Origin of the sequence: Corallibacter vietnamensis, from assembly GCF_039537875.1 — a bacterium.
Taxonomy (GTDB): Bacteria; Bacteroidota; Bacteroidia; order Flavobacteriales; family Flavobacteriaceae; genus Corallibacter; species Corallibacter vietnamensis.
This window is the reverse complement of the sequence record NZ_BAABBI010000001.1, coordinates 522,980-546,803: the sequence shown is the minus strand read 5'-3', so window position 1 is coordinate 546,803 and position 23,824 is coordinate 522,980. Positions and strand designations below refer to the sequence as shown.

The following is a 23,824-nucleotide window of genomic DNA, read 5'->3' as shown; positions in this document are numbered from 1 at the left end:
TACATAAATTATCAATTCTTATTGTTATCTGAATATCAATCATTTAGTTTTTTGGCACGCAATTTGAATTGCCATAAGTAATAACTTTTTAAAATAATGGATTATGAAAACGATAAAATTACTTTCAGGGTTTGCTTTAATTGCTTTGTTATTTACTTCTTGCTACCATGAAGAGGTTATTTATGATGATTATAATTATAATCCAGGTTCTTCACAAACAGTTTCTTTAAACCAATTACTGAACTCATATGAGCTTTGGTATGTAGATATAAACCAAACAGCAGGTTATGGAGAAACACCTTTTTTACAAATAGCCTTTACGGTATCTTTTAGAAACGGAACACTTTATGCTAACAACAATTTAGTTGGCTTTGGTAGTCAAGGTAATGGTTATGGTATTGCTGTAGGAGATTATGATGCTTACAATATGATTCTAGATGTATATCACGATATAGATGGGTATCAAACGTTTGATGTTTATCAAGTAGATTATAACACCATTGAATTGTATAACCCACATAACGACACGTCTTATTTTTTAAATGGTTATCAACGCAGTACGTTTGATTATGATTTTGTGTTTTATGATAACATTCATTATTTCTTACAAGAATATGAAGCATGGGAAAAAACATATACAAGTCAAACAGGTGTATTAAATGAGTTTGATAATGAAAACTATTTACAGTTTTTAGCCGGAGGTAATGATTCAGAGTTTAGAAGCTCTCAAGATATGAATATTTCAAACCCAAACAACATATATTGGGATTACACAGGTGTTTATGGTGTAGGAAATATTTCTGGTAATATGTACTTAAAAACATTGACGCTAGATTACGATTATTTTGCAAACGAGCACTTTGAGTTAAGCGTTATAAATGATCAGCGTGTTGAGTTGTATCATCCGTCTTCAGGAACTACATATCAATTTACAGGTAGAGGTTATATTCAGTTCATGAAAAATGCGCAAGGAAAACAAACTGAAACGCTTAAAAAACGTAAACAAAAAACACCTAAAACAGAAAACTTAAGAGAAAATACAAGAGAGAAATAATTTTTGGTTGGTTAGTTAAGAACGTACTTTTTACATAATAAAACATGTGAAGTGCGTTCTTTTTTTACTATATTAATAACCTTTAAAAGCAAGATTAAAACATAGATTTTTAAACATATTAACAATAAACATTAACACTTAAAAACAAACATTATGGGACTATTTTCATTTATTAAAAATGCGGGAGCAAAAGTATTTGGTATTGGAAAAACAGATGCAGAAGAAGCCGCAGAAAAAGCAGCTGAAGCAGCTGCAGCCGAATTAAAAGCAGAAGCAGCCGCAGCAAGAAACCTAGAAGAAACAATTAGTGATTTAGGACTTGAGGTTGAAAACCTAAAAGTACATATAGATGATGATACAGCAACTATTTCTGGTGCGGCCTATGACCAAACTACCAAAGAAAAAGTTGTTTTGGTTGTAGGAAACACCAATGGAATTGCTACTGTTGATGATCAAATGACGGTTGAAAACCCAGAGCCAGAAGCGCAATTCCACACTGTAGTAAGTGGCGATACATTAGGAAAAATTGCAAAGAAATTCTATGGTAACGCGATGAAATATCCTGTGATTTTTGAAGCAAATAAACCAATGCTTAAGGACCCAGATTTAATTTACCCAGGACAAGTATTACGTATTCCTGCTTTAGATTAAGCAAAGTATATTTACTATAAAAAAGCCAACTATTTAAGTTGGCTTTTTTTATTTATTTATGGGTTTTATTAACTCACTATCTGTTAAAAAACGTTTTATAGGTTTGTATAAATCTTGATTTTTAGTAATAGTATCCTTTAGGTTTATGCTGAAATTATATTCCATAAAAGGTTCTGTTGGGATAAAGTCTGTAGTTAAACGGTTATTACTTTTAGAGCTCCATTCTGTAGATTTTAATAGAAAAATAGCATTACAATTTTTAGCTTTAATGGTATGGTTCGGAGTGAAAAAATCAACCGTAGATTTTAGAGATTTAGATTGTCGATGCCATGTTACTTTAATGTCGTCGTCTTCATAATGATTAATGGTTTTATCAGGGAAGAATATCGCTATGGAAATAATAGCTGTAATTGTTAAATTCCAAACCGTATGAAATAAGATAGATCTAAACAAATTGAAGTTTAAACAAACCCAAATAGAAAACATCGCAAAAGCAAACCTAAAGGTAAAACCCGCAAGACTTGTTATGGTTAAAAGGTCTTCGGTGTTTAAGTGAAAAAGAGAAAAAATTATTGCGTTTAAAAGAAATACAGTTATTTCTAACGCTTTATTTTTCTTGTAAAAACTAATGATAAGTATACATAAAAATATGAATGTAATAATTTTAGTAATTGTATTGTTTGCAATTATTAAAGAAAACCCGATTAAACCAACAATAGAAAGTAATTTAAAAACTCTGGATTTAGAAAAACCTCCTCTAAAACTAATTTCTTCAATAATAGGAGCACCTATAACGGCGAGCAATAAAAACCCCAAAAAAGGAATGTTAGTATATTTACTTAAAGAGCTATCACTGTCATAATTTGAAGAGTAAAAGAACAAGTAAATAGAAGTTAATATTCCTAAAGCTAAAGAGCATAAACCAGCAGTTATTAACCAATTGTTCTTACAGTTATTCTTGATTATTTTCATTCTTTTTTTCTTCATTTAAAAAAGACCCATCATAGCAATTACATCTCTGGTGTTGAAGTGTATGATAAAGCTGTAATCAATAAAAGATCTTAATATATAAAGCGAACATATTTGTAGAACTGTAATAAGGCTAAATACTACAGCAGCAATAAACCTGATTATTTTATGCTTTATGAAAGAAGCAATACAGAAAAAACTAATAATTAAAAAAAACAGGTTGAGTATTAAAAACTTACCTCCAAAGGTGTATGATATTTTTCTTAATACATTCAAGGGGCTTATTTATAAAAATTCATTTCGTCAATATACTTCCAAACAGGTTCAGATAAAAGCGGTCTGATGTTTTTATTTTCTTTAATAGCATTTCTTATAAAGGTAGAAGAAATTTCCATAATAGGTGCTTTTATATAATGCACATGATTATGATTGTTGAACTGTGTTTCTATGTTGCCTTCAGAAATTCTTGGGTAAACGTATAAGTGATATCTTTCTAAAATAACCTCATAGTTTTTCCACTTATGAAACCCTTTTAGGTTGTCTTCACCCATTATCAAAGAAAACGTGTGATTGGGATATTTTTCTTCTAGATGAATTAAAGTATTTGCCGTATAATTAGGCTGAGGTAGGTTAAACTCAATGTTGCTAGGCTGTAATTTATCGTAGGTTTCGGTTGCTAGGTAAACCATTTCATATCTATGGTGATTATCTAACAAAGAACGCTTCTTTTTAAAAGGGCTATGAGGCGTAACTACAAACCATACTTGGTCTAAATCACTATTTTCAGCCATGTGGTTTGCAATAGCCAAATGTCCTATATGTATAGGATTAAAAGTTCCGAAATATAAACCTACTTTCATTTTTATTGGCAATCGGTGTTTATAAAATTACCAACAAGTGTTTCTGCTTCAGCAAGTGCTTTATCTAGATTGTCATTTTCAATAATAACATCAAATAGCGGTGCTGTTGCAAGTTCAGCACTGGCTTTAGCAATACGCATATTTATTTTGTCAGCACTTTCAGTTTGACGCTTTTTTAATCTGATTTTAAGCTCGTCAATACTTGGAGGTTTTACAAAAATAGCCAGTGTTTCTTCTGGGAATTTTCGTTTTATGCGAAGGCCACCAGAAACATCAATATCAAAAATAACATGCTTTCCTGTTGCCCAAATGCGTTCAACTTCGGTTTTTAAAGTGCCATAAAAATTATCGCGATAAACTTCTTCCCACTCTAAAAACGCATCATTTTTTATTTTGTTTTTAAATTCTTTTGCTGATAAGAAATAGTAATCTTTACCATGAACTTCTTCGCCACGTTTTTCTCTAGATGTTGCAGAAATTGAAAACTCTAAATTTAAGTTGTCAATACCTAATAAGTGCCTTACAATAGTTGTTTTTCCTGATCCTGAAGGTGCCGAAAAAACAATAAGTTTTCCTTTAGTCATGCTTATAATACGTTTAAAAGTTGTTCTTTAATTTTCTCTAATTCATCTTTCATTTGCACAACTAGTTTTTGCATTGGCGCATAATTACTTTTTGAGCCAATGGTATTAATTTCACGACCAATTTCTTGACTTATAAAACCTAGTTTTTTTCCGTTAGAATCTTTAGAGTCTAATGAGGTTATAAAGTATTCTAAATGGTTTTTTAAGCGTACTTTTTCTTCGGTGATATCAAACTTTTCTATGTAGAATATTAATTCTTGCTCAAAACGATTTTCATCAACTTTTTCTTTTAGTTCTTCAACGCCTTTGCGTAAACGTTCACGAACACCATCTATACGTTCAGGGTCTATAGCGATAACTTGTTCTAACAAATTATCAATACGTTGAATACGTTCTTTGAAATCAGCCTCTAGTACTTTGCCTTCATCCAGTCTATAAGTTGAAATATGGTTTAGGGCAGTATTTACTTCGTTTAAAATTGCGTTCCATTCATCATCATCAATATCATCACGCTCTGTACTTAATGCATCAGGAAAACGCACAGCCATTTTTAAGAGTTCGGTTTCATCACCAGCAACAACATCTCGTAATTGATTCATGTATTGCTTTACAACGGTTTTGTTTACTTGTGTTGTGGTTTCTTCTCCTGTAATTTCAACATAAATAGAAAAATCTATTTTTCCGCGTTCTAACTTGTTGGCAATAAGTTTTCTTAAGCTTAATTCTTTCTCTCTATAAACAGAAGGCATTCTGGCATTTACATCAAGATTTTTGCTGTTAAGCGATTTTATCTCGATAGATATTTTTTTTGTTGGTAATTGTAACACAGATTTACCATAACCTGTCATTGAGTGTATCATAAATTAAATTGTATAAGTTATGCAAAGGTAACTAAAACCAAAGGTTTAGAAAACAGTTAATTTATATTATGCGCGCACAGCAAATATTTGTATTTTTGATACTTAAATTTGAAAAAAAAGATGTTTAAAAAACAATTTGAAATACGTTGGAGTGATGTAGATGCTAACAGGCATTTAGCAAATAGTGCTTATACCAACTTTATGAGTCATGCGCGTATGGCTTTTTTAATAGAAAAAGGGTTTACTATGAAAGAGTTGGCAGTATTTAATATTGGTCCAGTGGTTTTTTATGAGCACATGTTTTATTTTAAAGAAGCATTTTTAGGACAGCCAATTACCGTAACTTTAGAAGTTTCAGGTTTGAGTGAAGATGGCACTTTTTTTCAGTTTGATCATAATTTTTACAACCATAAAGGTCAACACTTGGCACATTGCGAAATGTTAGGGGCTTGGATAGACTTAAAAACGCGTAAACTAACGGCTTTACCAGAAGAATTGCACAAAGCAAGTGAGACTTTTCCTAGAGCTAAACACTTTAAAGTACTTACAAAAGAAGATACAAGAAGGCATAATAAAGTGCCTCAAGACTTAAGCTTGTAATTTTGGTTTTTTAGTAACCAAGTATACTCCTGAAAATATTAAAACTGAAGCAATGGCTTTTACTAAATCAAAGCTATCGCTTCCCATTAATAATGCAAAAATCACTGCAACAACGGGCTGTAAGTATAAAAAGGTGCTTACGGTTGAAGCTTTGAGATGTACTAATGATAACGGGTTTAATAAATAAGTTAAAAATGTTGCTCCAATAATTACAAAAGCTATTGAAAAGATAATGTAAGCATCAAAAGATTCCCAATTTATTTCAGTAAACTCGCCATAACCAAAAGGTATAACCAAGATTAATCCAAACAAAAATAACCACCTAATAAAAGTAAACGGATGATATTTTTCGGTTAGTTTTTTTACTAAAATAATATATATACTATACGATGTTGCATTTATAAAAACTAATAAATTGCCTAGTAAAATATTGTCTCCAACTTGAGACGACTTGCCGTATAACGATAGTACAATGGCCCCAAAAAAGCCAAGAATGATGCCTAAAATTTTTAAGATTGTAATGCGTTCTTTTAAAAAAACAGACGATAAAACTAACACAACAATAGGAGTCACAGTCATTATTACAGAAGCATGAATAGGTGTTGTATATTCTAAACCTTTAAAAAACGTAAGCATATTTAAAGCAATGCCAAATATTGAGGCCAAGAATAGTTTTAGATAATCCTCCTTATCAATACGCTCATTTTTTGTAAACAAGCTTAAAATCCAAAATAGCGCAACAGCTCCAGCGACACGAATTAAAATAAAACCAAAAGGTTTTATAAAACCACCATCAATCACATCATTTGCAAATGTGAAATTTAGCCCATAGAGTACTTGAACTAAAAAAGCTGCTATTAAAGCAAAAATACGTTTTCTATCCATGAATAGCTTCTTTAGCCAAGGCTGTTACTTTTTTTGAATTTCCTATAAAAATCGAATTGTTATAAATAAGTACAGGACGACTTAAAAATGTATAGTGTTCTAAAATGTAGTGCTTGTAATCTTTTTCAGTAAGCTCCTGATTTTTTAAATCCATTTCTTTATATAACTTGGCACGTTTGCTAAAAAGGGCTTCATAGCTTCCAGCAAGTTTTGCCATGTCATCAAGTTGCTTTACAGTAATAGGTTCAGATTTAATATCTTGAAGTACAACATCAGAAGGAAGATTAAGCTCCTTTATAATTCTTGTGCAAGTATTACAGGTTTTTAAATAATAAATCTTATTCATGGCTTAATAATAGTTTCGTTTCAGAAATAAATTTCACTGCAAAATAACAGTATTTATATGGTTTAAAGTATCTTTATTGAAAATTAAATTTATGGATTTCACATTTGATGTCTTTTCAAAAACAAGAGCTTTTTTTAAAAAAATTATTGAAGAACAGTCTTTAGAGGATTTAAACAAAATTCCTAAAGGATTTAATAACAATATTATCTGGAATATTGGCCATATTATTGTTACTGAACAAGTGCTTATTTATAAGTTGTCAGGTTTAAAACCTACTATAAGTGAATCATTGGTGAGTGCTTATATGAAAGGGACAAAACCAGAAAAAGATGTAACTCAAAAAGACGTTAATGAGATCGCTTCATTACTGTTTTCTACATTGCAACAAACAGAAATAGATTATAAAAAAGGAGCTTTTAAAAATTTTAAACCCTACACGGTTTCTACTACAGGAAATACATTAAATAACGTAGAGGAAGCTTTGCAGTTTGCGTTATTTCATGAAGGATTGCATTTTGGGTATGTGCTAGCGTTACTTCGTACTATTTAAAGTTTAAATAACCTTCAATTGTTTCATACGGAATTGTAAATTCGGTAAGTCCTGTTGAATAGGGAGCAATTTCATAGCTGTTATATAGTAATATTAAACCATCATCATTAAAACCAATATTTGCTGGAAGTGTGAAATTTTCAGGTTCAAAGTATAAATCGCGTTTTCCTTCAATCTCTTGGTTAAAATAGGTTTTAGCAAGTTCTTTAAATGCACTTAAATCATTTATTAAGGCATCATTTTCAATTAAATTACCTGTTTTGACATCAAAGTTAAGAAACGACACTACAACCATACCGTGAGCGCCACCTGTATTTGTATAGGAAGTCATTGCTATAGATACTACGTAGGGAGATTGATACATAACTTCACCATCTATTTGAGCTTCCCAAACTTGTGGTGTTTCAGGAAATTCAGCTTTAAAAGCCTCAAACGCATTATTAAAATTAGAAATGCTTTCTTCAATTGATGTTTCTGTTTTTGAGTCTGGATCTCCAATATGTAAAGCAGAAACAACGGTTTTAGTAATTTGTGAATTTATGTTGTTAGAAACTGTTTCATTTCCAGTGGCTTCAATAATATTTATTTCAACAATATCAGTATTGTTAGCAGTTACGTTAACGGCTTTAAATGCTAATGGAGTTTCTTCTTGACAAGAGAAAACGACACTAAATAAAACAACTAAAAACAAGATAAATTTATAACGCATAACTAGAAGACTTAATACGATGTTAAAGATACATATTGCTTTTGAATACAGCGAATTAAACCATAGATTTGTGCTAAATATGTTATAGAATGTTTTAGGTTTTTTTAATTCCTGTAATTCAATAGTTTAATAAATAAAAAACCTCAAAAAAATAATTTAATAGATGAAATTTAACACAAAAACAATACATGGAGGTCAAACTCATGATCCAGCTTATGGATCTGTTATGCCACCAATTTATCAAACATCAACATATGCACAAAGTACACCAGGTGGACATAAAGGTTTTGAGTACTCAAGAACGCACAACCCAACACGTCAAGCCTTGGAAAATGCTTTTGCTAGTATAGAAAATGGAAACTACGGATTGGCTTTTGGTTCTGGGCTAGCAGCCATTGATGCCGTGTTAAAACTATTAGAACCTGGTGATGAAGTAATTTCAACAAATGATTTGTATGGTGGTTCTTACAGACTGTTTACATCAATTTTTAAGAAATTTGGTATCAAGTTTCATTTTGTAGGTATGCAAAATGCAGATAATATAGAATCATATGTTACTGATAAAACAAAGCTTATTTGGGTAGAAACACCAACAAACCCAATGATGAATATTATTGACATTAAAGCGGTTTCAACTATTGCAAAAAAGCATGATTTATTATTAGCTGTTGATAATACATTTGCAACACCATATTTACAGCAACCAATAGATTTAGGAGCTGATATTGTTATGCATTCGGCAACTAAATATTTAGGAGGACACAGTGATGTTGTAATGGGCGCTTTAGTTGTAAAAGATAAAGAACTTGCTGATAAATTATATTTTATTCAAAATGCAAGTGGAGCTGTTTGTGGTCCTCAAGATAGTTTTTTAGTATTACGAGGCATAAAAACATTACATATTCGCATGCAGCGTCATAGTGAAAACGGTAAAGCTGTTGCAACATATTTAGCTTCTCACCCAAAGGTAGAGCATGTTTATTGGCCAGGATTTGAAAGTCATCCTAACCATGAGGTAGCAAAATCTCAAATGAAAGATTTTGGAGGAATGATTTCTTTTACAACAAAAGGGAATAATTATGAAGAAGCTATCAAAATTGTAGAAAAATTAAAAATATTTACACTAGCAGAGTCTTTAGGTGGTGTAGAATCTCTATGTGGCCATCCCGCAAGTATGACGCATGCGAGTATCCCAAAAGAAGAGCGAGAAAAAACAGGTGTTGTAGATTCTTTAATTAGGTTAAGTGTAGGAATTGAAGATATTGATGACTTGCTTGATGATTTAAAACAAGCCATAGGATAACTTAAATAATAAGTAAACAAAAAAGCCAGAACCCTAAAGTTCTGGCTTTTTTATTATGCTTTTCTAATATATTAATCTAAATAATAGATGTATCCAAAGTTTAACCAAACTAACCAATCGTTGTGTTTGTTTGAAGGTAACTGGTGATCAAAACCATCAATCCAATCACTACCATAATATTGCCATCTTAAATCTAGCATTAAATCAGATAGTGGTGTAAGCTTATAGCGAGCACCAATACTTGTTACTAAAGACCACGTGTTTCCAGAATCAGGGTTTATTGAGCCAGGATCCCAATATGAGTAAAAGTTATTGGCATTATTAATGTTAGAGTTTCCATAAGAAGTATAAGCTTTAGGGTTGTATGATGTGTAATGCACACCAAGACTAACAAAAGGAGCAATTCTATAACTAAATGCCTGAAAAGATCTAATACTAAAAGGAAAGTATTCTAATTGCATCCCGATGTCAAAATTATTGGCTTCTCCAGTATGTGCTCTTAATTTATCAGCATTAGTACTTGTTTTATCAGGGGCAACCCATTCTCCGTAGTGTTCTAGTTTTGTTTTGTTGTATGAAAGTTCGCTTCGTAATTTAAAGTGATCATTAAAATAAGTGTCTGTAGAGTAGCAATTACAATCAGCACGATAAGAAAAGTTGATGTAGTGAACAATACCAATTCCAAATCCAGAATTTCCAAAGTTGTTACGATCATTTGCTCTTTCACCAAAATCAGATCTAAATTGAACAGGGCCGACTATAGCACCAATTTCATGAGAAAAACCTAATTGTGAAAAACCTGAATAAACTCCAATAAGAAGGAATACGATTAGTTGTAAAGGCTTGTAGTTAAACATAGTGCTATTTTCAATGGTTTAGAGCATTATTAAACAAATATAAAAAAACACAATAACCTACCAAATATAAAATATTAAAAGCAAAGCAATTATATAAAAAGATAACATAGAATCAATATAGAATTTTAAAAAAAAATTTTGCAATTGCGAATTATAAAAAAAACCATTTTCTTTTTTAAAGATAATGTATATTTGCAGCATTAATGTTTAAGAAATTAAGATTTCTTCAAAATAATAAAAAATGAAACAAAAAATAGAAGCGTTTTTAGAGATTGTAAAAGAAAAAAATGGTCATGAACCAGAATTTTTACAAGCTGTTCATGAAGTAGCTGAAACAGTAATTCCATTTATAGAGAACAACCCAAAGTATCAAAATAAAATGTTACTTGAGAGAATGGTAGAGCCTGAGCGTACTATTATTTTTAGAGTGCCTTGGATTGATGATCAAGGAAACACCCAGGTAAATAGAGGTTTTAGAGTTGAATTCAATTCAGCAATAGGACCATATAAAGGTGGACTTCGTTTTCATCCATCTGTAAACTTAAGTATTCTTAAGTTTTTAGGTTTTGAGCAAGTATTCAAAAACTCACTAACAACATTGCCAATGGGTGGTGGAAAAGGAGGAAGTGACTTTGACCCAAAAGGGAAAAGCGATAATGAAGTAATGCGTTTTTGTCAATCATTTATGAACGAGTTATTCCGTCATATAGGTCCAAATACGGATGTCCCTGCAGGAGATATAGGTGTTGGAGGTCGTGAAGTAGGATACATGTTTGGTCAGTATAAGCGTTTAAGAAACGAATTTACTGGTGTATTAACAGGAAAAGGGATTTCTTTTGGAGGTTCTCTAATAAGACCTGAAGCAACAGGATATGGTTGTGTATATTTTGCAAAGAATATGTTAGCAACAAAAAATGATACATTAAACGGAAAAACTATTGTTATTTCTGGATCTGGAAATGTTGCTCAATATGCATGCGAAAAAGCAACTGAATTAGGTGGTAAAGTTGTAACAATGTCTGATTCTTCAGGTTATATTTATGACCAAGACGGAATTGATGCTGAAAAATTAGCACATATTCAAGATATAAAAAATGTAAAGCGTGGTAGAATAAGTGAGTATTTAGACAAATATCCATCAGCTACATTTCATAAAGGAGAAAGACCATGGTCTGTAAACTGTGATGTAGCAATGCCATGTGCAACACAAAACGAATTAAATGAACAAGAAGCAAAAGCTTTAGTTGATAATGGTGTTATAGCAGTAGCTGAAGGAGCTAATATGCCAACAACTCCAGAAGCGATTGAGGTATTTCACAAGGCTAGAATTTTATTCTCTCCAGGTAAAGCTTCAAATGCAGGAGGTGTAGCAACTTCAGGATTGGAGATGAGTCAAAATTCATTGCGTTACAACTGGACAAGAGAAGAAGTTGATGCTAAATTAAACCAAATTATGGATGACATCCATGATTCATGTGTTACTTATGGTACACAAGAAGATGGTTATGTAGATTATGTAAAAGGAGCTAACATTGCTGGTTTTGTTAAGGTAGCTGACGCTATGCTTGCACAAGGTGTTGTGTAGTTCTTTATTATAAAATAACTTTAAAAAAAGCTTTCTAAATAATTAGGAAGCTTTTTTCGTTTTAAAATTATATTATTTTACGTTTTAAGTCGTTAGTTATAAATATATTTGAATGCATAAAAAAAGTCATATGTTTAAAAAACTTATTCTTGTTTTCATTTTTTTTATTCCACTAGTTAATTTTTCTCAAGATTATTCTGCTCTATGGGATGAGCATTTTTCATATTTAAACATTAAAGATGTTACTCAAAACCAAAATAAACTTTATGCGGCTTCAGAAAATGCCATTTTTGTTTATGATACCGAAACTCAAGAAATAGAAACCTTAACGACCGTTAATGGTTTGTCGGGAGAAGCAATATCTCAAATACATTATAGCGAAGCTTACGAGTTATTGGTTGTTGGTTATGAAAATGGGTTGATGGATATCGTATTTGATAATGATGATGATGTGTTGACTGTTATTGATATTTTAGAAAAACCTACAATTCCTCCAGGAAGCAAGATAATTAATCATTTTAATGAATACCAAGAGTTTTTATATATAGCAACAGATTATGGTATTTCTGTTTATGATTTAAGCCGTTTAGAATTTGGAGACACTTATTTTATAGGTAATGGAGGATCTCAAATAAGAGTGACGCAAACCACTGTTTTTAATGGTTTTATTTACGCATCCTGTTTTGATGCTAATGGTGTTAAAAAAGCCTTAATAACTAGTAATGATTTAATTGATTATCAAGAATGGGAAACAATAAGGGGAGGCAATTATTTAGCAATAGAGGCCTTAATAGATAATCTTTTTGTAACTAGGTCAAATGGAGTTTTTTTTGAAGTAATTGATGGAGTTTTTAATTCATTAACAAGTTATGATGATCGTCCTGTTGATGTAAGAGCTGTAAATGATTATTTGATAGTAACTACTAGTAGTGAAGTGTTTATTTACGATATAAATTTCACCCTTATTTCTCAAATAACGGTAAGTGACCCTTTTATTACAGATTTTACATCAGCGACAGTAGTTGCAGAAAATGTATATATAGGTACGAAAGACTTTGGTGTTTTAAATGTGTCGTTAAATGCGCCAACTGAATTTCAAGAGTTACACCCTAATGGACCTTTAATGAATACTTCTTTTTCTATAGAAGCATCTCCTAATAACCTTTGGGTTGTTTATGGGGATTATAGTTTAACATACAACCCATCACCATTAAAGTCATATGGATTTAGTCATTTAAACGAAGAAAGTTGGGTAAATGTTCCTTTTGATAGTGTGCTTACCGCAAGAAACTTAAGTGAAGTTTCTATAAACCCTTTTAACACCAATCAAGTTTTTATTAGTTCTTTTCAGGATGGTTTATTGGAGGTCAATGATGATTTACCAACTATTTTATACAATCAAGAGAATAGTGGTTTAGAAAGTTTAGTTGTTCCTGCAGCCCCAAACTATGTCTCAATACGTACAAGTGCTTCAATTTTTGATACTAGTGGTGTTTTATGGACAATGACAGCGAGGGTAGAAAGGCCTTTAAAATCTTATGACCCTTCAACTGGAGAGTGGAATAGTTACAATTTTAGTAGTTTAATCGCTGATCCTTTAGAAGGTGAGTGGGGATATAGTGATATTGACATTGATAACAATAATACGAAATGGATAGGTGGTTATAATTACGGTTTGATAGCTTTCAATAATAATGGAGGGAATCAACAACTTGCAAGTATTAAAGATATAGAGAATAACATGCCTTCTAATTACGTGACTAGTGTAGCTGTAGACAGACAAAATCAAGTTTGGGTAGGAACAACAGGTGGATTAAGAGTGTTGTATAATACAGGAAGTATCTTTACTGATGATAATGCAAGTGTACAAGAAATCATTATTTTAGAAGATGGTGTTCCAAAGGAATTATTATTTAGAACATTTGTTACAGATATAGAGGTTGATGGCTCAAACAACAAATGGATATCAACAGTAGGATCTGGGGTTTTTTATTTTTCTGCAGATGCTCAATTAACATTATATCATTTTACTAAAGAAAACTCTCCATTACCATCAAATAATGTTGTTGATGTTGCTTTAGATAGCTCTAACGGTCGTGTTTATTTTGCAACAGATAATGGGCTTGTTTCTTTTCAGGCAGGCGGATCTGAAACTCAAGAAAGTATTGAAGAGGCTTATGTATATCCAAATCCGGTAAGGCCTACTTTCAATATCACACAAGAGAAAGTAAAAATAAAAGGAATATCAGATAACATCAATATCAAGATTACAGATATAGAAGGTAATTTGGTTGCTGAAGCGCAGTCTAAAGTCAATTTAAGATATAAAGGTTATAATTTAGAGATTGATGGTGGAACAGCGTTTTGGAACGGAAAAAACTTGTCAAACAATGTCGTGGCTTCTGGTGTTTATTTAATAATGCTTTATGATTTAGATTCCTTTGAGACCAAGGTTTTAAAAGTCATGGTTGTTCGCTAATGTTAGGCTCTACACAAGCAATAGTTTTATCAAAAATTAAATACCGAGACAACGATTTAATTGTAAAATGCTACACGCTAAATAGAGGTGTTGTTAGCTATTTGTTGCCAAGTGTTTTAAAAAGTAAAAAAGGAACTTCTAAAGTAGCTTATTTTCAAGCTTTATCTCAATTGTTAATTGAGGAAGACTACAGAAAAAATAAGTCATTGCATTATATCAAAGATGTAAAAATTAATAATGTCTATCAGTCTTTACATTCTCATGTTATTAAAAGTGCAGTAACCATGTTTGTAGCTGAAATATTGTCTTTAGCTTTAAAGGAAGAAGAAAATAATCAGGCACTATATAGTTTTCTAGAAACGGCTCTTTTATGGTTTGACACAGAAAAAGAATACGCTAATTTTCATTTGCTTTTTTTAGTAAAGCTCACAAAATATTTAGGCTTCTATCCAGAGCTACCAAAGCAGAATGGCAAACCTTTTTTTAATTTAGAAACAGGAACCTTTGAAAGTCTAGAAGTTGGAAACTACAGTATATCAGGCAAAAATGTTGATGTTTTAAAACATTTACTGGCAGCAACTTTTGATACTATTAGTACTATAAAATTAAAGTCAGAACAACGTCAGTCATTTTTGAATATGTTATTACTTTATTACGAGTTACATATCGGTGGCTTTAAAAAAACCAAGTCGTTAGACATATTTGGACAAGTATTTAACTAAAACAAAAAACCAATACAAACTCATGGAGTAATGTATTGGTTTTTTTAGGTTTTATAAATATATTTTACTTCTTCACCATTTTCTTTGTAATTACATAATCGTTATCTAACTGTACTTTAGCAATGTAATTAGCTTGGCTTAAATGCGACAAGTTGTAAGTTTCGTTATTTGTGTTTCCTGTGGCAGAAAAAACTTCTCTTCCAAGCATATCAATAAGTGTTACCTTTTTAATTTGATACGCGGCATTAACTTTAAATGTCGTGTCGCCATTATTATCAATAATAGTTAGTCCGTTATCATTTATAGTGTTTTCATCAATAGACAATAAGGTATCAGTAAATACAATCTCAAAACGATCATTAAATTCACCAATACTTGAGGTGAAATTATAAGCGCTTTCTGATAAATTATGTATGACATTCAATGTGTTATCTTTTAAATAAACTGTGTTTTCAGTTAAGAACTCTCCCTGTAATTGTTCAATACTTATAGTATAAATAGTTGCTTCATTAATATTTGTTACAAAACCTAATGGGATAACTTCATTTATATTTAAATCTTCAGGAGACTTACCTTGAATAGCTAGTTTATCTTGTAAAGTAATCGTATCATGCCCTATTATAGAATAAAGTGATGAGTAAGAATCTGTAGATAAATTTTTTGGTGCATCAAAATACATACCGTCATAATCACTTGTGGCACCAGGCACATAGCCAATTAAGGTTTGATTAAATACACCATTGTTTGATGTTAAGTTAAGCCACAATTTATCTGGATCATTTGTAGTTCTAAAAAATTGATTGTTGTTATTTATTGTACGCATGCTGTTTTGGAAAACAACATCAGCAGTTCTAACAGTTCCAGAAACTACCGAAGTTGTTGCTGCATCTGATAAAGAGATGAAAAACCCTTGTCCAGAAGGGATAAAACGCGTAGGCATCACACCATCACCACCAGCTGTTTGACCTGTACCGTTTATTACAGCATAATCGCTTTGAGCAAAATTTAAAACCTCATTACCATTATTAGAATCGCTATATCCGGTATTTTGTGACCAGAAAAAGATAGCGCCATCAATAATTCCTGAAGATTCTGATACGTTTTGATCAACAATAGTATTAGCTAATAGGAAAGCATCTGCATCTATTGCAGATGGGTATGGATTACCAATGAAATTCCAGTTGTTGTCATTCAATTCTGAATCATTTCTATAAACAGGAACACTAAAATCACCAGTGTTTAACGCGCCTTCAAATGTATATTCATAATTAGCCCCAGGTATTCCAAAACCTAATTCATTATGCATGGCTGCATAACCTACTCCAGGCAGCATTACATCTCCGTTATTTGCAATTTGCCAGTCGTTACCATCATCATCTATATCGTCTTGTCCAGTAACGGTTCCATTATTGTTGTTTGTTTCAGCTGTAGCATCTAAATAATTTTGCCCGTTATACCAATAACGCCTTGTAGGATGCGCTTCAAGCAAGCCGTTTCCTATGGTTTCACCTACAACTGGAGAGCTCCAATATGTGTATTCATACCAGTTGTTTAGTGGTGCTGTACGTTTATTAACCTGTGTTATGGCATTAGTATGTAATGTGTATGTTCCAGCTGCAGCGCCGTTACCTCTTTGTATAAAGCTACCTTTGTCTTCAATAAGAATACCGTCAGTATTTGTGCCGTCACCATACACATCAACATTGTTTATTACTTCAATGTATTCACCAGCAGTAATAGTTAATTTGTTTCCAGCATTTACAATTAATTGGCAAGCACTAAAGCTAGTTTCGTTATTGGTACCAATACTTGTGTTGTAATCACCATCAATAATAACAACTTTACTTGATGTAGGTAATGAAGACCAATTGGTACCATTCCAAATAGCTTGTGCTGTGTTAAGTTTTACAGCATTGCTTGCAGTATAACAAGTGCTTAAATTTTCTCTAACTTGGCAGTAAAACTGGTAGTTGTTTAAGTTTAGGGTATCTAAAATATTTAAAGTATCACTGTTTGCACCACTGTAAGTTGTACCATTAGTAATTATGGTCCATCCTGTATCTCCTGGAGCGCTATAATACCATTGGTATGCTAAAGGGTTTCCTCCGGAATAACCTTCTGTTGCAGTAACACTAATCGAGGCTGTGAAATTACAGTTGCTAGCAGGCAAAGTTGGTTCTACTGTTATAGTCGGAGGTGTACCTACTGAAAAAGTGTAATTTCCTATGTCAGAATAATTGGTTGTTGTTAAGGCATCCCATTCCGATGAGTCCCAGGTCATACTAGGAGCTGTGATTCCAGAGTTTTTTCTTCTATAAGTATAGTTACTACCATTAGGTGTTGAGCCATTGTATTCTGTTCCTGAACCACCTGTGAAAGGGCTTCCTGAAGTATCTCCCCATAAATCTATATCATTTGAACCATCATTTAATATTAAATGATCTTCATCATTAATACCTATGGTGTTTGGACTAAAATAATTATTTTGAGATACTGGATCTACTTCTGTTGCGCCAGTTCCAAATGAAATTACATACGTGCTATTATTGGCTAAAATTGTACCATTTGGAATGTTTATGTATGCAGAAGGACTTGACCCGCCATTTTGATGTATTTCTATAAAATAGCTAGAAATATCAATATTAGCTCCAGTACCATTAAATAGTTCTACATAAGAGTGTCCATTAACTGAAGAATCACTATCGGTAATTTCACTTATAAAAATATCTGAAGGAAGTGTTCCTGAACCTTCACAAGAAGTAATATCGTTGTCTAAAACGGTAAAAGGTAAGCTTCTTGAGCAACCGGTAACATCATCAAATGTAATGTCTGCACTTATCGCGTTATCTGGAATAGTAATTTCAAATGATGTAGCAGAAATGTTTGTTACTGTTGTTGTAGTTCCATCATAAAGCGCGGTAGTATCGTCTGGATTTGACCCACTACTAGCAGTGACTGTTACAACTGTTCCAGCAGGTCCTTCTGTAGGGTATATGTTATAAGTTGCTGTGTTACAGTTTCCAGTTCCTTGAATGTTAAATATAAAAGGATTCTCATCACCATCATTATTATTAATAATAACTGTAGCTGTTCTAGTTCCTGATGCTAAAGGTGAAAATGTAATTTCTAGAATTTCTATACCATTTGGAGCTATAGTATTTGCTGGTGCTGTTCCTGTAATAGTAAAATCCCCAGGATTAGATCCGCCTAAAGTAATACTAGAAAGTGTTAAGTTTAAAGTCCCTTCATTAACGATTCTAAAACTTTTGGTTTGGGAGTTACCAATTGTAGTTGCAGCAAATAATGTGTTATTAAATCCAGCAGGCGTATTTGAGGCATCTCCAGGAATATCAGGAAAGGTACCTAAATTTCCTTCCACATTAATATCAGGAGTAGGCGTAAATCCTTCACCAGTTAAATTAACGGTACAACTACCTTCATCACTGTCGTTATTGTTTATAGTTAACACACCTGTTTGTGTTCCAGTAGTTGACGGCGTAAACCTAACGGTTACCGTTTGCGAATTACCACTAGTAACGGTAAAAGGAGCAGCAGGAGATACAACCGTATAATCGCCTGTAATGTTTAATGAAGCAATATCCAAATCGGCACTTCCTACATTTTCTATATCAAATGTTAAATCGGTATTTGAGGCTACAGATTGTGTTCCAAAATCTATGGTATACCCACAGTTTTGATTGGTTGCTGTATTGTCTACAAGTTGTATTTCAGGAGTAGGTGTGGTACAAGTGTCGCCTGATAACGTAATATCATCAACATAATAATATTCGCCACTGTCTAATCCAGCAGTACGTAATCTTATCTTTATTTGTGTTTCTATATCAGGAATATTTACTATCCAAGGGTTTGTAGCAACAGTAGTTGGATTAAACCCATTGGTATTTCCCATATTAATATTAGCATTGCTGTAGCCATCTACAAGTTTTACAGAACCTGAACCATTCCAAGTCGTTCCGTTGTCGTAAGATATTTCTAAAAATAAATCTTCACCACTATCAGCTCCAACAGAGGCAAAAGCTACTGAAAGCGTTACATTAGATGCTCCAACTAAAGAAACATTATCGGTTGTTAAATTGTCGCTTGTTGCAAGTCTATAAGAGTTTGTTCCAAAATATTTATTAAAATCATTTTCAATAGAGCCATTTCCGGTATATCCTAAATCGTCACTTCCTTCAAATGAAAGGGTTTTAAACACGCCATTACTACCATCGTTATCAGTAACACTTAAGGTTGTTTCATTAGCATTACCAACTGCGGCACTATCTCCACCAGAAACGTTTTGTATTTCAAAGGTATAACTGGTACTGTCGTTACAGTTGGTATTATCGGTAATAGGCACTGTAACACATTGTTGGGCGCTGCTGTTGGCAGGGAATGTGATATTCTGTGTGGTATAGGATAAGTGAGGTGTTGTGCCCGAAGTTAATACCACTTGTGCGGTAGTTGGCGTGGCACTAGGGTTGGCAATATTAATACATAAATCTACAGAAGTGCCGTCTTCGTTTTGGGTATAGGTTGTAGATGCAAAATTTATCATTGTATCTGTAGAGCCAGCAAGAACACTAATGGTATAATCTTCAACAGAACCCCATTGAAAAGTACCACAAGGTGAAATTGAGCTAGCATCTGAGCCTTCTTCTTGAACAATTCGCATTCTGTAATCTCCTATTGCTTGTGTAACAGGGACATTAATAGTAATGTTTTCTATTTGATTTGATCCAGAATCTAAACCTATCAAATCAACTGTTGCTACTTCCTCATTTATATCGTCAAAATCACCATCGTTATTCCAGTCTATCCAAACTCCACCTGCTCCATCAAAATCTATGTAATCTTCGCTACAATCTCCAAACGCTATACTTAATGCGTAAGCACCTCCGGCATTTAAATCTGCAACCATTGCGGTATAGTCGTTAATTACACCACCGGTACCACCAGTACATACATCTGTTGTGTTATTCGTAATACTTAATGATTCACCAATTAAAGTTACATTTTCAATTTCAGAATCAGCATTACTTGTTGGGCCTGCGTTGCAGTATATAACATCAGTAACATCTCCACTAACATCAACAGTAGGTGTAGCTGATAAACCCGCTGTTAGGTTTGTCATGGTAATTGTACCAGAGTAGCTTGCTATAGGTAAACCACTTATTAGCCTCACATATATAGTATTTGTGTTATTAGCGTCTAAAGCTGGTATATTTACCGTGTTATTGTATGGTCCTGCAGCAGATGTAGCAATTTCGAAATTTGCAGGTGCAGTAATATCAATGCCTGCTGTAAGCAATGTACCTTCTATATTAAAACTTTGTGGTGTTGATGGGCCATTGCTAACTACATAATCTAAACCTGTAATTGTAGTTGGTGTAGCTGTGATGGTTGGACCAGACGGAGTATCTTGCTTGTACAAAACTAAATCTCTTTGAGACCCTCTATAACAAGCAAAACGAGGAGCTGATGAGTTATATTGTAAATCTCTATTTGTTATAGCAACATTTGAGAAAATGAAATTTCCACCACTATATGTAATATTCCACCGTTGGTTATTGGATGTTACAGTATTCACTATTTGAACATTATTGCTATCACCTGTATAAGAAATATATCTTGAAGAATCATTACTGTAAATAGTTTTCCCAGACCCATTAGTCTCTATTGTCCAAATAATTGTAGCATCCGGATTTGTTATGCTTCCACTAATTGGAGAAATAGCTGTTCTTGCTAAATAAGTTCCATTATGAGAATTACTCATTGCAAAACCCTCATTACTTTCAGCAATAATATAATTACCATCTGTTAATTCTGCCAAAGATGTAATTTGGTTGTAAGTCTGTCCAAACCCAGTAATAGTAAGGCATAAAAATGCTATTAACAAAATAATGTAGTTCTTTTTCATAGGGAAAATTTCTTTATTTTTACAAAAAAACGCTTACAAATATATATCAAATAACTTAATTTTCAGGGTATTGTATGTTTATGGGTTATTAACAAATTGTTATTAATTTTGTCATGATGCAAAAACACAAGACATATACAGTAGAAGAAGCCAAGCGAGCTCTAGAAAGTTTTTGTGCTTATCAGGAGCGTTGTCATAAAGAAGTTGTTAGTAAATTAATAGCTATGCATATGATTCCAGAGGCTCGTGATGTGGTTATTGGTCATCTTATAGAGCATAATTTTTTAAACGAAACACGATTTGCTAAAGCTTTTGTTCTGGGTAAGTTTAGGATAAAAAAATGGGGTCGCATTAGGTTAACACGAGAGCTTAAGTTTAGAGATATAAGCACATACAATATAAATTTAGCACTTAAAGAACTTTCTGACGACACTTATTTAGCTACTTTTCATGATTTAGCAGAAAAAAAAGCCGCATCTATTAGAGAGAGTCATCCTTTGAAGAAAAAGAAAAAACTTGCCGATTATTTATTATATCGCGGTTGGGAAAGCCATTTGGTGTATGATAAAATAAACACACTAGTATAAAAAGCAAGAAGCAACTTATGTTATGTAAGTTGCTTCTTTTTGTTTTGGCTGGTATTTTTTAGTTGGTAAGTATCTTTTTTGAGATAACAGTACCATTATTTAGGGTGATTTTTGCTACATACGTTCCAGATTGTAAATTAGGTAGCTTGTATGTTTCTGTAGTATTTTTAGCTTTTAAGTTATAAACCAAGCTACCGCTAACTGAATAAATTTGAACAGCCGATAAAGCGTGACTATTATTTGTTTTAAATGTTATTTCTTGGTCGTTTTGTTGAATTATACTTAAGCTGTTTTCTAATGCTGATACATGTGATGTACTTAATGTGTTGTTGTTGAAAACAATCTCAAAACGGTTGTTAAATTCACCTGTCGCTGATGTAAACGTGTAGTCGGCATTCTTTATATCATGGGTTATATTAAGTAAGTTGTCTCTTAAATATATTGCATTGTTATTAAAAAACTCACCTTGAAATTGTGCAATAGATAATGTGTAAAGTGTAGCTTCTTCTATGGCAGAATAAAAACCAATAGAGATGCTTTCATTTTGGTTTATGCTACTAGGAGATTTTCCTTGAATAGCATATTTACGATCGGTATCATTTTCTATAGTGGTATAAATTATAGCAGCAACATCAGATGATAAGTTTCTTGTAGTGTCATACGAAGGACCATCATCAGCGCTTGTTGCACCATTTACATACGCTATTAATGCTTGATTAAAAACACCGTTATCAGAAGTTAAATTCACCCAAAGCTTATTATCATTTTGATTTCTGAAAAACTGACTGTTGCTTGTGTTATCTGCAATACGCATGTTATTATTAAATACAACATTGCCACTGCTTATGCCTTGAACAAAGAAGCCTTGTCCAGAAGGTATGGTTCTATTAGGAATAACAGGTTTTCCTCCGGCAATTTCACCACTACCAGCATTTATGATAGCATAATCGTCTGTGTTAAAGTTTAATACCTGATTACCATTATTGTCTGATGCTGGAGGCGAAGCGTGAGACCATAAATAAATAGCACCACCGATAACAGAGGCATTTTCAGCTAGAAAGGCATCTGCGTCTATAGCAGATGGGTATGGATTTCCGATAAAATTCCAGTCATTATCACCATTGTCACCATTATAATGTATTGGTGTATTTATAATACCTGTATTAAAAGGGCCTTCAAATTGGCAATTATATGTATCACCAGGTGTAAAACCAGTAGATCTAGATGTTATTGCATAGCCAGCACCAGGAGTAAGCACATCAGAGTCGTGTAAAACAGCCCAATCATTTCCGTCATCGTCTATATCATCATGCCCAGCAACGTAAGAGTTTCCATTTTCTGATTCTTCTAAAACATCTAAAAAATTTGCTGCATTATACCAATAACGTCTGCTTTGTTGCGATGTAGGAAAAGCTTCAGCAGCTGTAATACCATTAACAGGAGAACTCCAATAGGTGTAATCATACCAATTAGTAAGTTGTGATGTTTCTTTAATTACTACAGATGTTCCGCCTTCGCCAACAGCAAATGTAGCCGAGTTGTCTATTTGTACAACAGCGCCTTTTGAAGTTACAGTTAAGTTACCGCTGATGTTAATGTTTTTTTGAACACTAATAAATGTATTGTCGCTTACAGTACATGTTTTTCCAGAGTTTACATTAAGCTCCCAAGCGTTAATGCTGCCATTTAATGCCGTATCATAATCTTCGGCAATGGTTATTGTTGTATTTGCGTCAGGTGATCCATTGGTCCAAACGCTACCGTTCCATTCAGTTGATTTTCTAACACATTCACCTGATAAGCTTATGCTTTCAAGCACAGATGGATATCCGCCGTGAGCAGGAGCAAGTATTGTCATTACATCGCTATAAAAACCTATAGATAATCCAGCAGCCAGCCTCACATAAATAGTCACACTGCCAGCACTAATAATTGTGGCGTCTATGGTTAATTCGTCTGTGAAACCAGATAGGGGATTTAGTGAAACTTCAAAATTTGATGAAGTTATTAAGGTGTATTCACGTGCTAGCGCATTCTCGTCAAGGAGCACAAATGTTTGGTTTAAAGAAGGACCGTTTTGATATACGTAGTTAAAGCCTGTTAAAGAAATAGGAAGTGCGTTTGTCATTTTTTTAGAAAAATGATCATTTTTTGTACTAAACCCAGATAAAATTAGGCATAGGCATATCAGGAAGGAATAGTTTAGTAGGTTTTTCATTAGGATGAGTTGTTTAGGTTAATTTGGGGTGACTAATAACTCTATTTTTGAAAGAAAATCAAAGAAACGTTGCTTTTTTTCGATG

The 23,824-nt window shown here is 32.8% G+C and carries 19 protein-coding genes; 9 read left to right on the top strand and 10 right to left on the bottom strand.

All coding sequences use genetic code 11. The features are described from left to right. Positions 1 to 103: 103 nt before the first annotated feature. Positions 104 to 1,054: a nicotinic acid mononucleotide adenyltransferase gene (locus ABD690_RS02510; RefSeq protein ID WP_344726715.1), complete on the top strand. Its 951-nt coding sequence runs from the start codon at positions 104 to 106 to the stop codon at positions 1,052 to 1,054. A gap of 153 nt (positions 1,055 to 1,207) precedes the next feature. Further along, on the top strand, positions 1,208 to 1,705 hold the full coding sequence (gene lysM, locus ABD690_RS02505; RefSeq protein WP_344726713.1) for a peptidoglycan-binding protein LysM: 498 nt from the start codon (positions 1,208 to 1,210) through the stop codon (positions 1,703 to 1,705). Between the two features lie 48 nt (positions 1,706 to 1,753). Here lysM and ABD690_RS02500 read toward each other — a convergent pair whose 3' ends face one another. From ABD690_RS02500 to ABD690_RS02485, 4 genes are all read right to left on the bottom strand, one after another. After that, positions 1,754 to 2,677, bottom strand: coding sequence for a CPBP family glutamic-type intramembrane protease (locus tag ABD690_RS02500; RefSeq protein WP_344726711.1), 924 nt, complete (start codon positions 2,675 to 2,677; stop codon positions 1,754 to 1,756). Positions 2,678 to 2,955: 278 nt separating this feature from the next. Then, on the bottom strand, positions 2,956 to 3,534 hold the full coding sequence (nadD, locus tag ABD690_RS02495; protein ID WP_344726709.1) for a nicotinate (nicotinamide) nucleotide adenylyltransferase: 579 nt from the start codon (positions 3,532 to 3,534) through the stop codon (positions 2,956 to 2,958). A 2-nt stretch (positions 3,535 to 3,536) separates the two neighbouring features. After that, positions 3,537 to 4,118, bottom strand: coding sequence for a guanylate kinase (gene gmk, locus ABD690_RS02490; protein ID WP_344726707.1), 582 nt, complete (start codon positions 4,116 to 4,118; stop codon positions 3,537 to 3,539). A gap of 2 nt (positions 4,119 to 4,120) precedes the next feature. Next, positions 4,121 to 4,978, bottom strand: a complete 858-nt coding sequence (locus ABD690_RS02485; protein WP_344726705.1) for a YicC/YloC family endoribonuclease — start codon at positions 4,976 to 4,978, stop codon at positions 4,121 to 4,123. Positions 4,979 to 5,098: 120 nt separating this feature from the next. Between ABD690_RS02485 and ABD690_RS02480 the strand changes: the two genes are divergently transcribed. Further along, positions 5,099 to 5,578, top strand: a complete 480-nt coding sequence (locus ABD690_RS02480; protein ID WP_344726703.1) for an acyl-CoA thioesterase — start codon at positions 5,099 to 5,101, stop codon at positions 5,576 to 5,578. Here ABD690_RS02480 and ABD690_RS02475 read toward each other — a convergent pair. Together ABD690_RS02475 and ABD690_RS02470 are read right to left on the bottom strand one after the other, a co-directional pair. Next, entirely contained in the window at positions 5,567 to 6,463 is an 897-nt protein-coding gene (locus ABD690_RS02475; RefSeq protein WP_344726701.1) for a DMT family transporter, read from the bottom strand. The genes ABD690_RS02480 and ABD690_RS02475 overlap by 12 nt on opposite strands. Beyond that, positions 6,456 to 6,809: an arsenate reductase family protein gene (locus ABD690_RS02470; RefSeq protein ID WP_344726699.1), complete on the bottom strand. Its 354-nt coding sequence runs from the start codon at positions 6,807 to 6,809 to the stop codon at positions 6,456 to 6,458. The genes ABD690_RS02475 and ABD690_RS02470 overlap by 8 nt, the downstream gene beginning before the upstream one ends. Positions 6,810 to 6,900: 91 nt before the next feature. Between ABD690_RS02470 and ABD690_RS02465 the strand changes: the two genes are divergently transcribed. Then, positions 6,901 to 7,359: a DinB family protein gene (locus ABD690_RS02465; protein ID WP_344726697.1), complete on the top strand. Its 459-nt coding sequence runs from the start codon at positions 6,901 to 6,903 to the stop codon at positions 7,357 to 7,359. On the opposite strand, the gene ABD690_RS02460 is transcribed toward ABD690_RS02465, so the two are convergent. Continuing rightward, complete coding sequence (locus ABD690_RS02460; RefSeq protein ID WP_344726695.1) at positions 7,352 to 8,068, bottom strand: DUF3298 and DUF4163 domain-containing protein; 717 nt, start codon at positions 8,066 to 8,068, stop codon at positions 7,352 to 7,354. The two genes, ABD690_RS02465 and ABD690_RS02460, sit on opposite strands and share 8 nt — an antisense overlap. Positions 8,069 to 8,231: 163 nt before the next feature. Between ABD690_RS02460 and ABD690_RS02455 the strand changes: the two genes are divergently transcribed. Next, positions 8,232 to 9,371, top strand: coding sequence for a cystathionine gamma-synthase (locus tag ABD690_RS02455; RefSeq protein WP_344726693.1), 1,140 nt, complete (start codon positions 8,232 to 8,234; stop codon positions 9,369 to 9,371). A 71-nt stretch (positions 9,372 to 9,442) separates the two neighbouring features. Here ABD690_RS02455 and ABD690_RS02450 read toward each other — a convergent pair whose 3' ends face one another. Further along, entirely contained in the window at positions 9,443 to 10,228 is a 786-nt protein-coding gene (locus tag ABD690_RS02450; RefSeq protein ID WP_344726691.1) for a THC0290_0291 family protein, read from the bottom strand. A 241-nt stretch (positions 10,229 to 10,469) separates the two neighbouring features. Between ABD690_RS02450 and gdhA the strand changes: the two genes are divergently transcribed. From gdhA to recO, 3 genes are all read left to right on the top strand, one after another. After that, on the top strand, positions 10,470 to 11,813 hold the full coding sequence (gene gdhA, locus ABD690_RS02445) for an NADP-specific glutamate dehydrogenase (RefSeq protein ID WP_344726689.1): 1,344 nt from the start codon (positions 10,470 to 10,472) through the stop codon (positions 11,811 to 11,813). Positions 11,814 to 11,943: 130 nt separating this feature from the next. Then, positions 11,944 to 14,292 carry a type IX secretion system anionic LPS delivery protein PorZ gene (porZ, locus tag ABD690_RS02440; protein WP_344726687.1) on the top strand — a complete coding sequence of 783 codons (2,349 nt, stop codon included), beginning with the start codon at positions 11,944 to 11,946 and terminating at the stop codon, positions 14,290 to 14,292. Then, positions 14,292 to 15,014 (top strand): DNA repair protein RecO, encoded by a 723-nt coding sequence (gene recO, locus ABD690_RS02435; protein ID WP_344726685.1) that lies wholly within the window; start codon positions 14,292 to 14,294, stop codon positions 15,012 to 15,014. Before porZ ends, recO begins: the two co-directional genes overlap by 1 nt. 64 nt (positions 15,015 to 15,078) lie before the next feature. Here recO and ABD690_RS02430 read toward each other — a convergent pair whose 3' ends face one another. After that, on the bottom strand, positions 15,079 to 20,934 hold the full coding sequence (locus ABD690_RS02430) for a choice-of-anchor D domain-containing protein (protein WP_344726683.1): 5,856 nt from the start codon (positions 20,932 to 20,934) through the stop codon (positions 15,079 to 15,081). 116 nt (positions 20,935 to 21,050) lie between these two features. On the opposite strand from ABD690_RS02430, the gene ABD690_RS02425 reads away from it, so the two are divergent. Next, positions 21,051 to 21,521 carry a regulatory protein RecX gene (locus ABD690_RS02425; protein ID WP_344726681.1) on the top strand — a complete coding sequence of 157 codons (471 nt, stop codon included), beginning with the start codon at positions 21,051 to 21,053 and terminating at the stop codon, positions 21,519 to 21,521. Positions 21,522 to 21,579: 58 nt separating this feature from the next. On the opposite strand, the gene ABD690_RS02420 is transcribed toward ABD690_RS02425, so the two are convergent. Further along, positions 21,580 to 23,649, bottom strand: coding sequence for a T9SS type A sorting domain-containing protein (locus tag ABD690_RS02420; protein WP_344726679.1), 2,070 nt, complete (start codon positions 23,647 to 23,649; stop codon positions 21,580 to 21,582). Positions 23,650 to 23,824 lie beyond the last annotated feature (175 nt).

Bases quoted from the DNA above. Each gene is read 5' to 3' on its own strand.
- ABD690_RS02510 (WP_344726715.1), top strand. From the start codon at position 104: ATGAAAACGATAAAATTACTTTCAGGGTTTGCTTTAATTGCTTTGTTA.
- lysM (WP_344726713.1), top strand. From the start codon at position 1,208: ATGGGACTATTTTCATTTATTAAAAATGCGGGAGCAAAAGTATTTGGT.
- ABD690_RS02500 (WP_344726711.1), bottom strand. From the start codon at position 2,677: ATGAAAATAATCAAGAATAACTGTAAGAACAATTGGTTAATAACTGCT.
- nadD (WP_344726709.1), bottom strand. From the start codon at position 3,534: ATGAAAGTAGGTTTATATTTCGGAACTTTTAATCCTATACATATAGGA.
- gmk (WP_344726707.1), bottom strand. From the start codon at position 4,118: ATGACTAAAGGAAAACTTATTGTTTTTTCGGCACCTTCAGGATCAGGA.
- ABD690_RS02485 (WP_344726705.1), bottom strand. From the start codon at position 4,978: ATGATACACTCAATGACAGGTTATGGTAAATCTGTGTTACAATTACCA.
- ABD690_RS02480 (WP_344726703.1), top strand. From the start codon at position 5,099: ATGTTTAAAAAACAATTTGAAATACGTTGGAGTGATGTAGATGCTAAC.
- ABD690_RS02475 (WP_344726701.1), bottom strand. From the start codon at position 6,463: ATGGATAGAAAACGTATTTTTGCTTTAATAGCAGCTTTTTTAGTTCAA.
- ABD690_RS02470 (WP_344726699.1), bottom strand. From the start codon at position 6,809: ATGAATAAGATTTATTATTTAAAAACCTGTAATACTTGCACAAGAATT.
- ABD690_RS02465 (WP_344726697.1), top strand. From the start codon at position 6,901: ATGGATTTCACATTTGATGTCTTTTCAAAAACAAGAGCTTTTTTTAAA.
- ABD690_RS02460 (WP_344726695.1), bottom strand. From the start codon at position 8,068: ATGCGTTATAAATTTATCTTGTTTTTAGTTGTTTTATTTAGTGTCGTT.
- ABD690_RS02455 (WP_344726693.1), top strand. From the start codon at position 8,232: ATGAAATTTAACACAAAAACAATACATGGAGGTCAAACTCATGATCCA.
- ABD690_RS02450 (WP_344726691.1), bottom strand. From the start codon at position 10,228: ATGTTTAACTACAAGCCTTTACAACTAATCGTATTCCTTCTTATTGGA.
- gdhA (WP_344726689.1), top strand. From the start codon at position 10,470: ATGAAACAAAAAATAGAAGCGTTTTTAGAGATTGTAAAAGAAAAAAAT.
- porZ (WP_344726687.1), top strand. From the start codon at position 11,944: ATGTTTAAAAAACTTATTCTTGTTTTCATTTTTTTTATTCCACTAGTT.
- recO (WP_344726685.1), top strand. From the start codon at position 14,292: ATGTTAGGCTCTACACAAGCAATAGTTTTATCAAAAATTAAATACCGA.
- ABD690_RS02430 (WP_344726683.1), bottom strand. From the start codon at position 20,934: ATGAAAAAGAACTACATTATTTTGTTAATAGCATTTTTATGCCTTACT.
- ABD690_RS02425 (WP_344726681.1), top strand. From the start codon at position 21,051: ATGCAAAAACACAAGACATATACAGTAGAAGAAGCCAAGCGAGCTCTA.
- ABD690_RS02420 (WP_344726679.1), bottom strand. From the start codon at position 23,649: ATGACAAACGCACTTCCTATTTCTTTAACAGGCTTTAACTACGTATAT.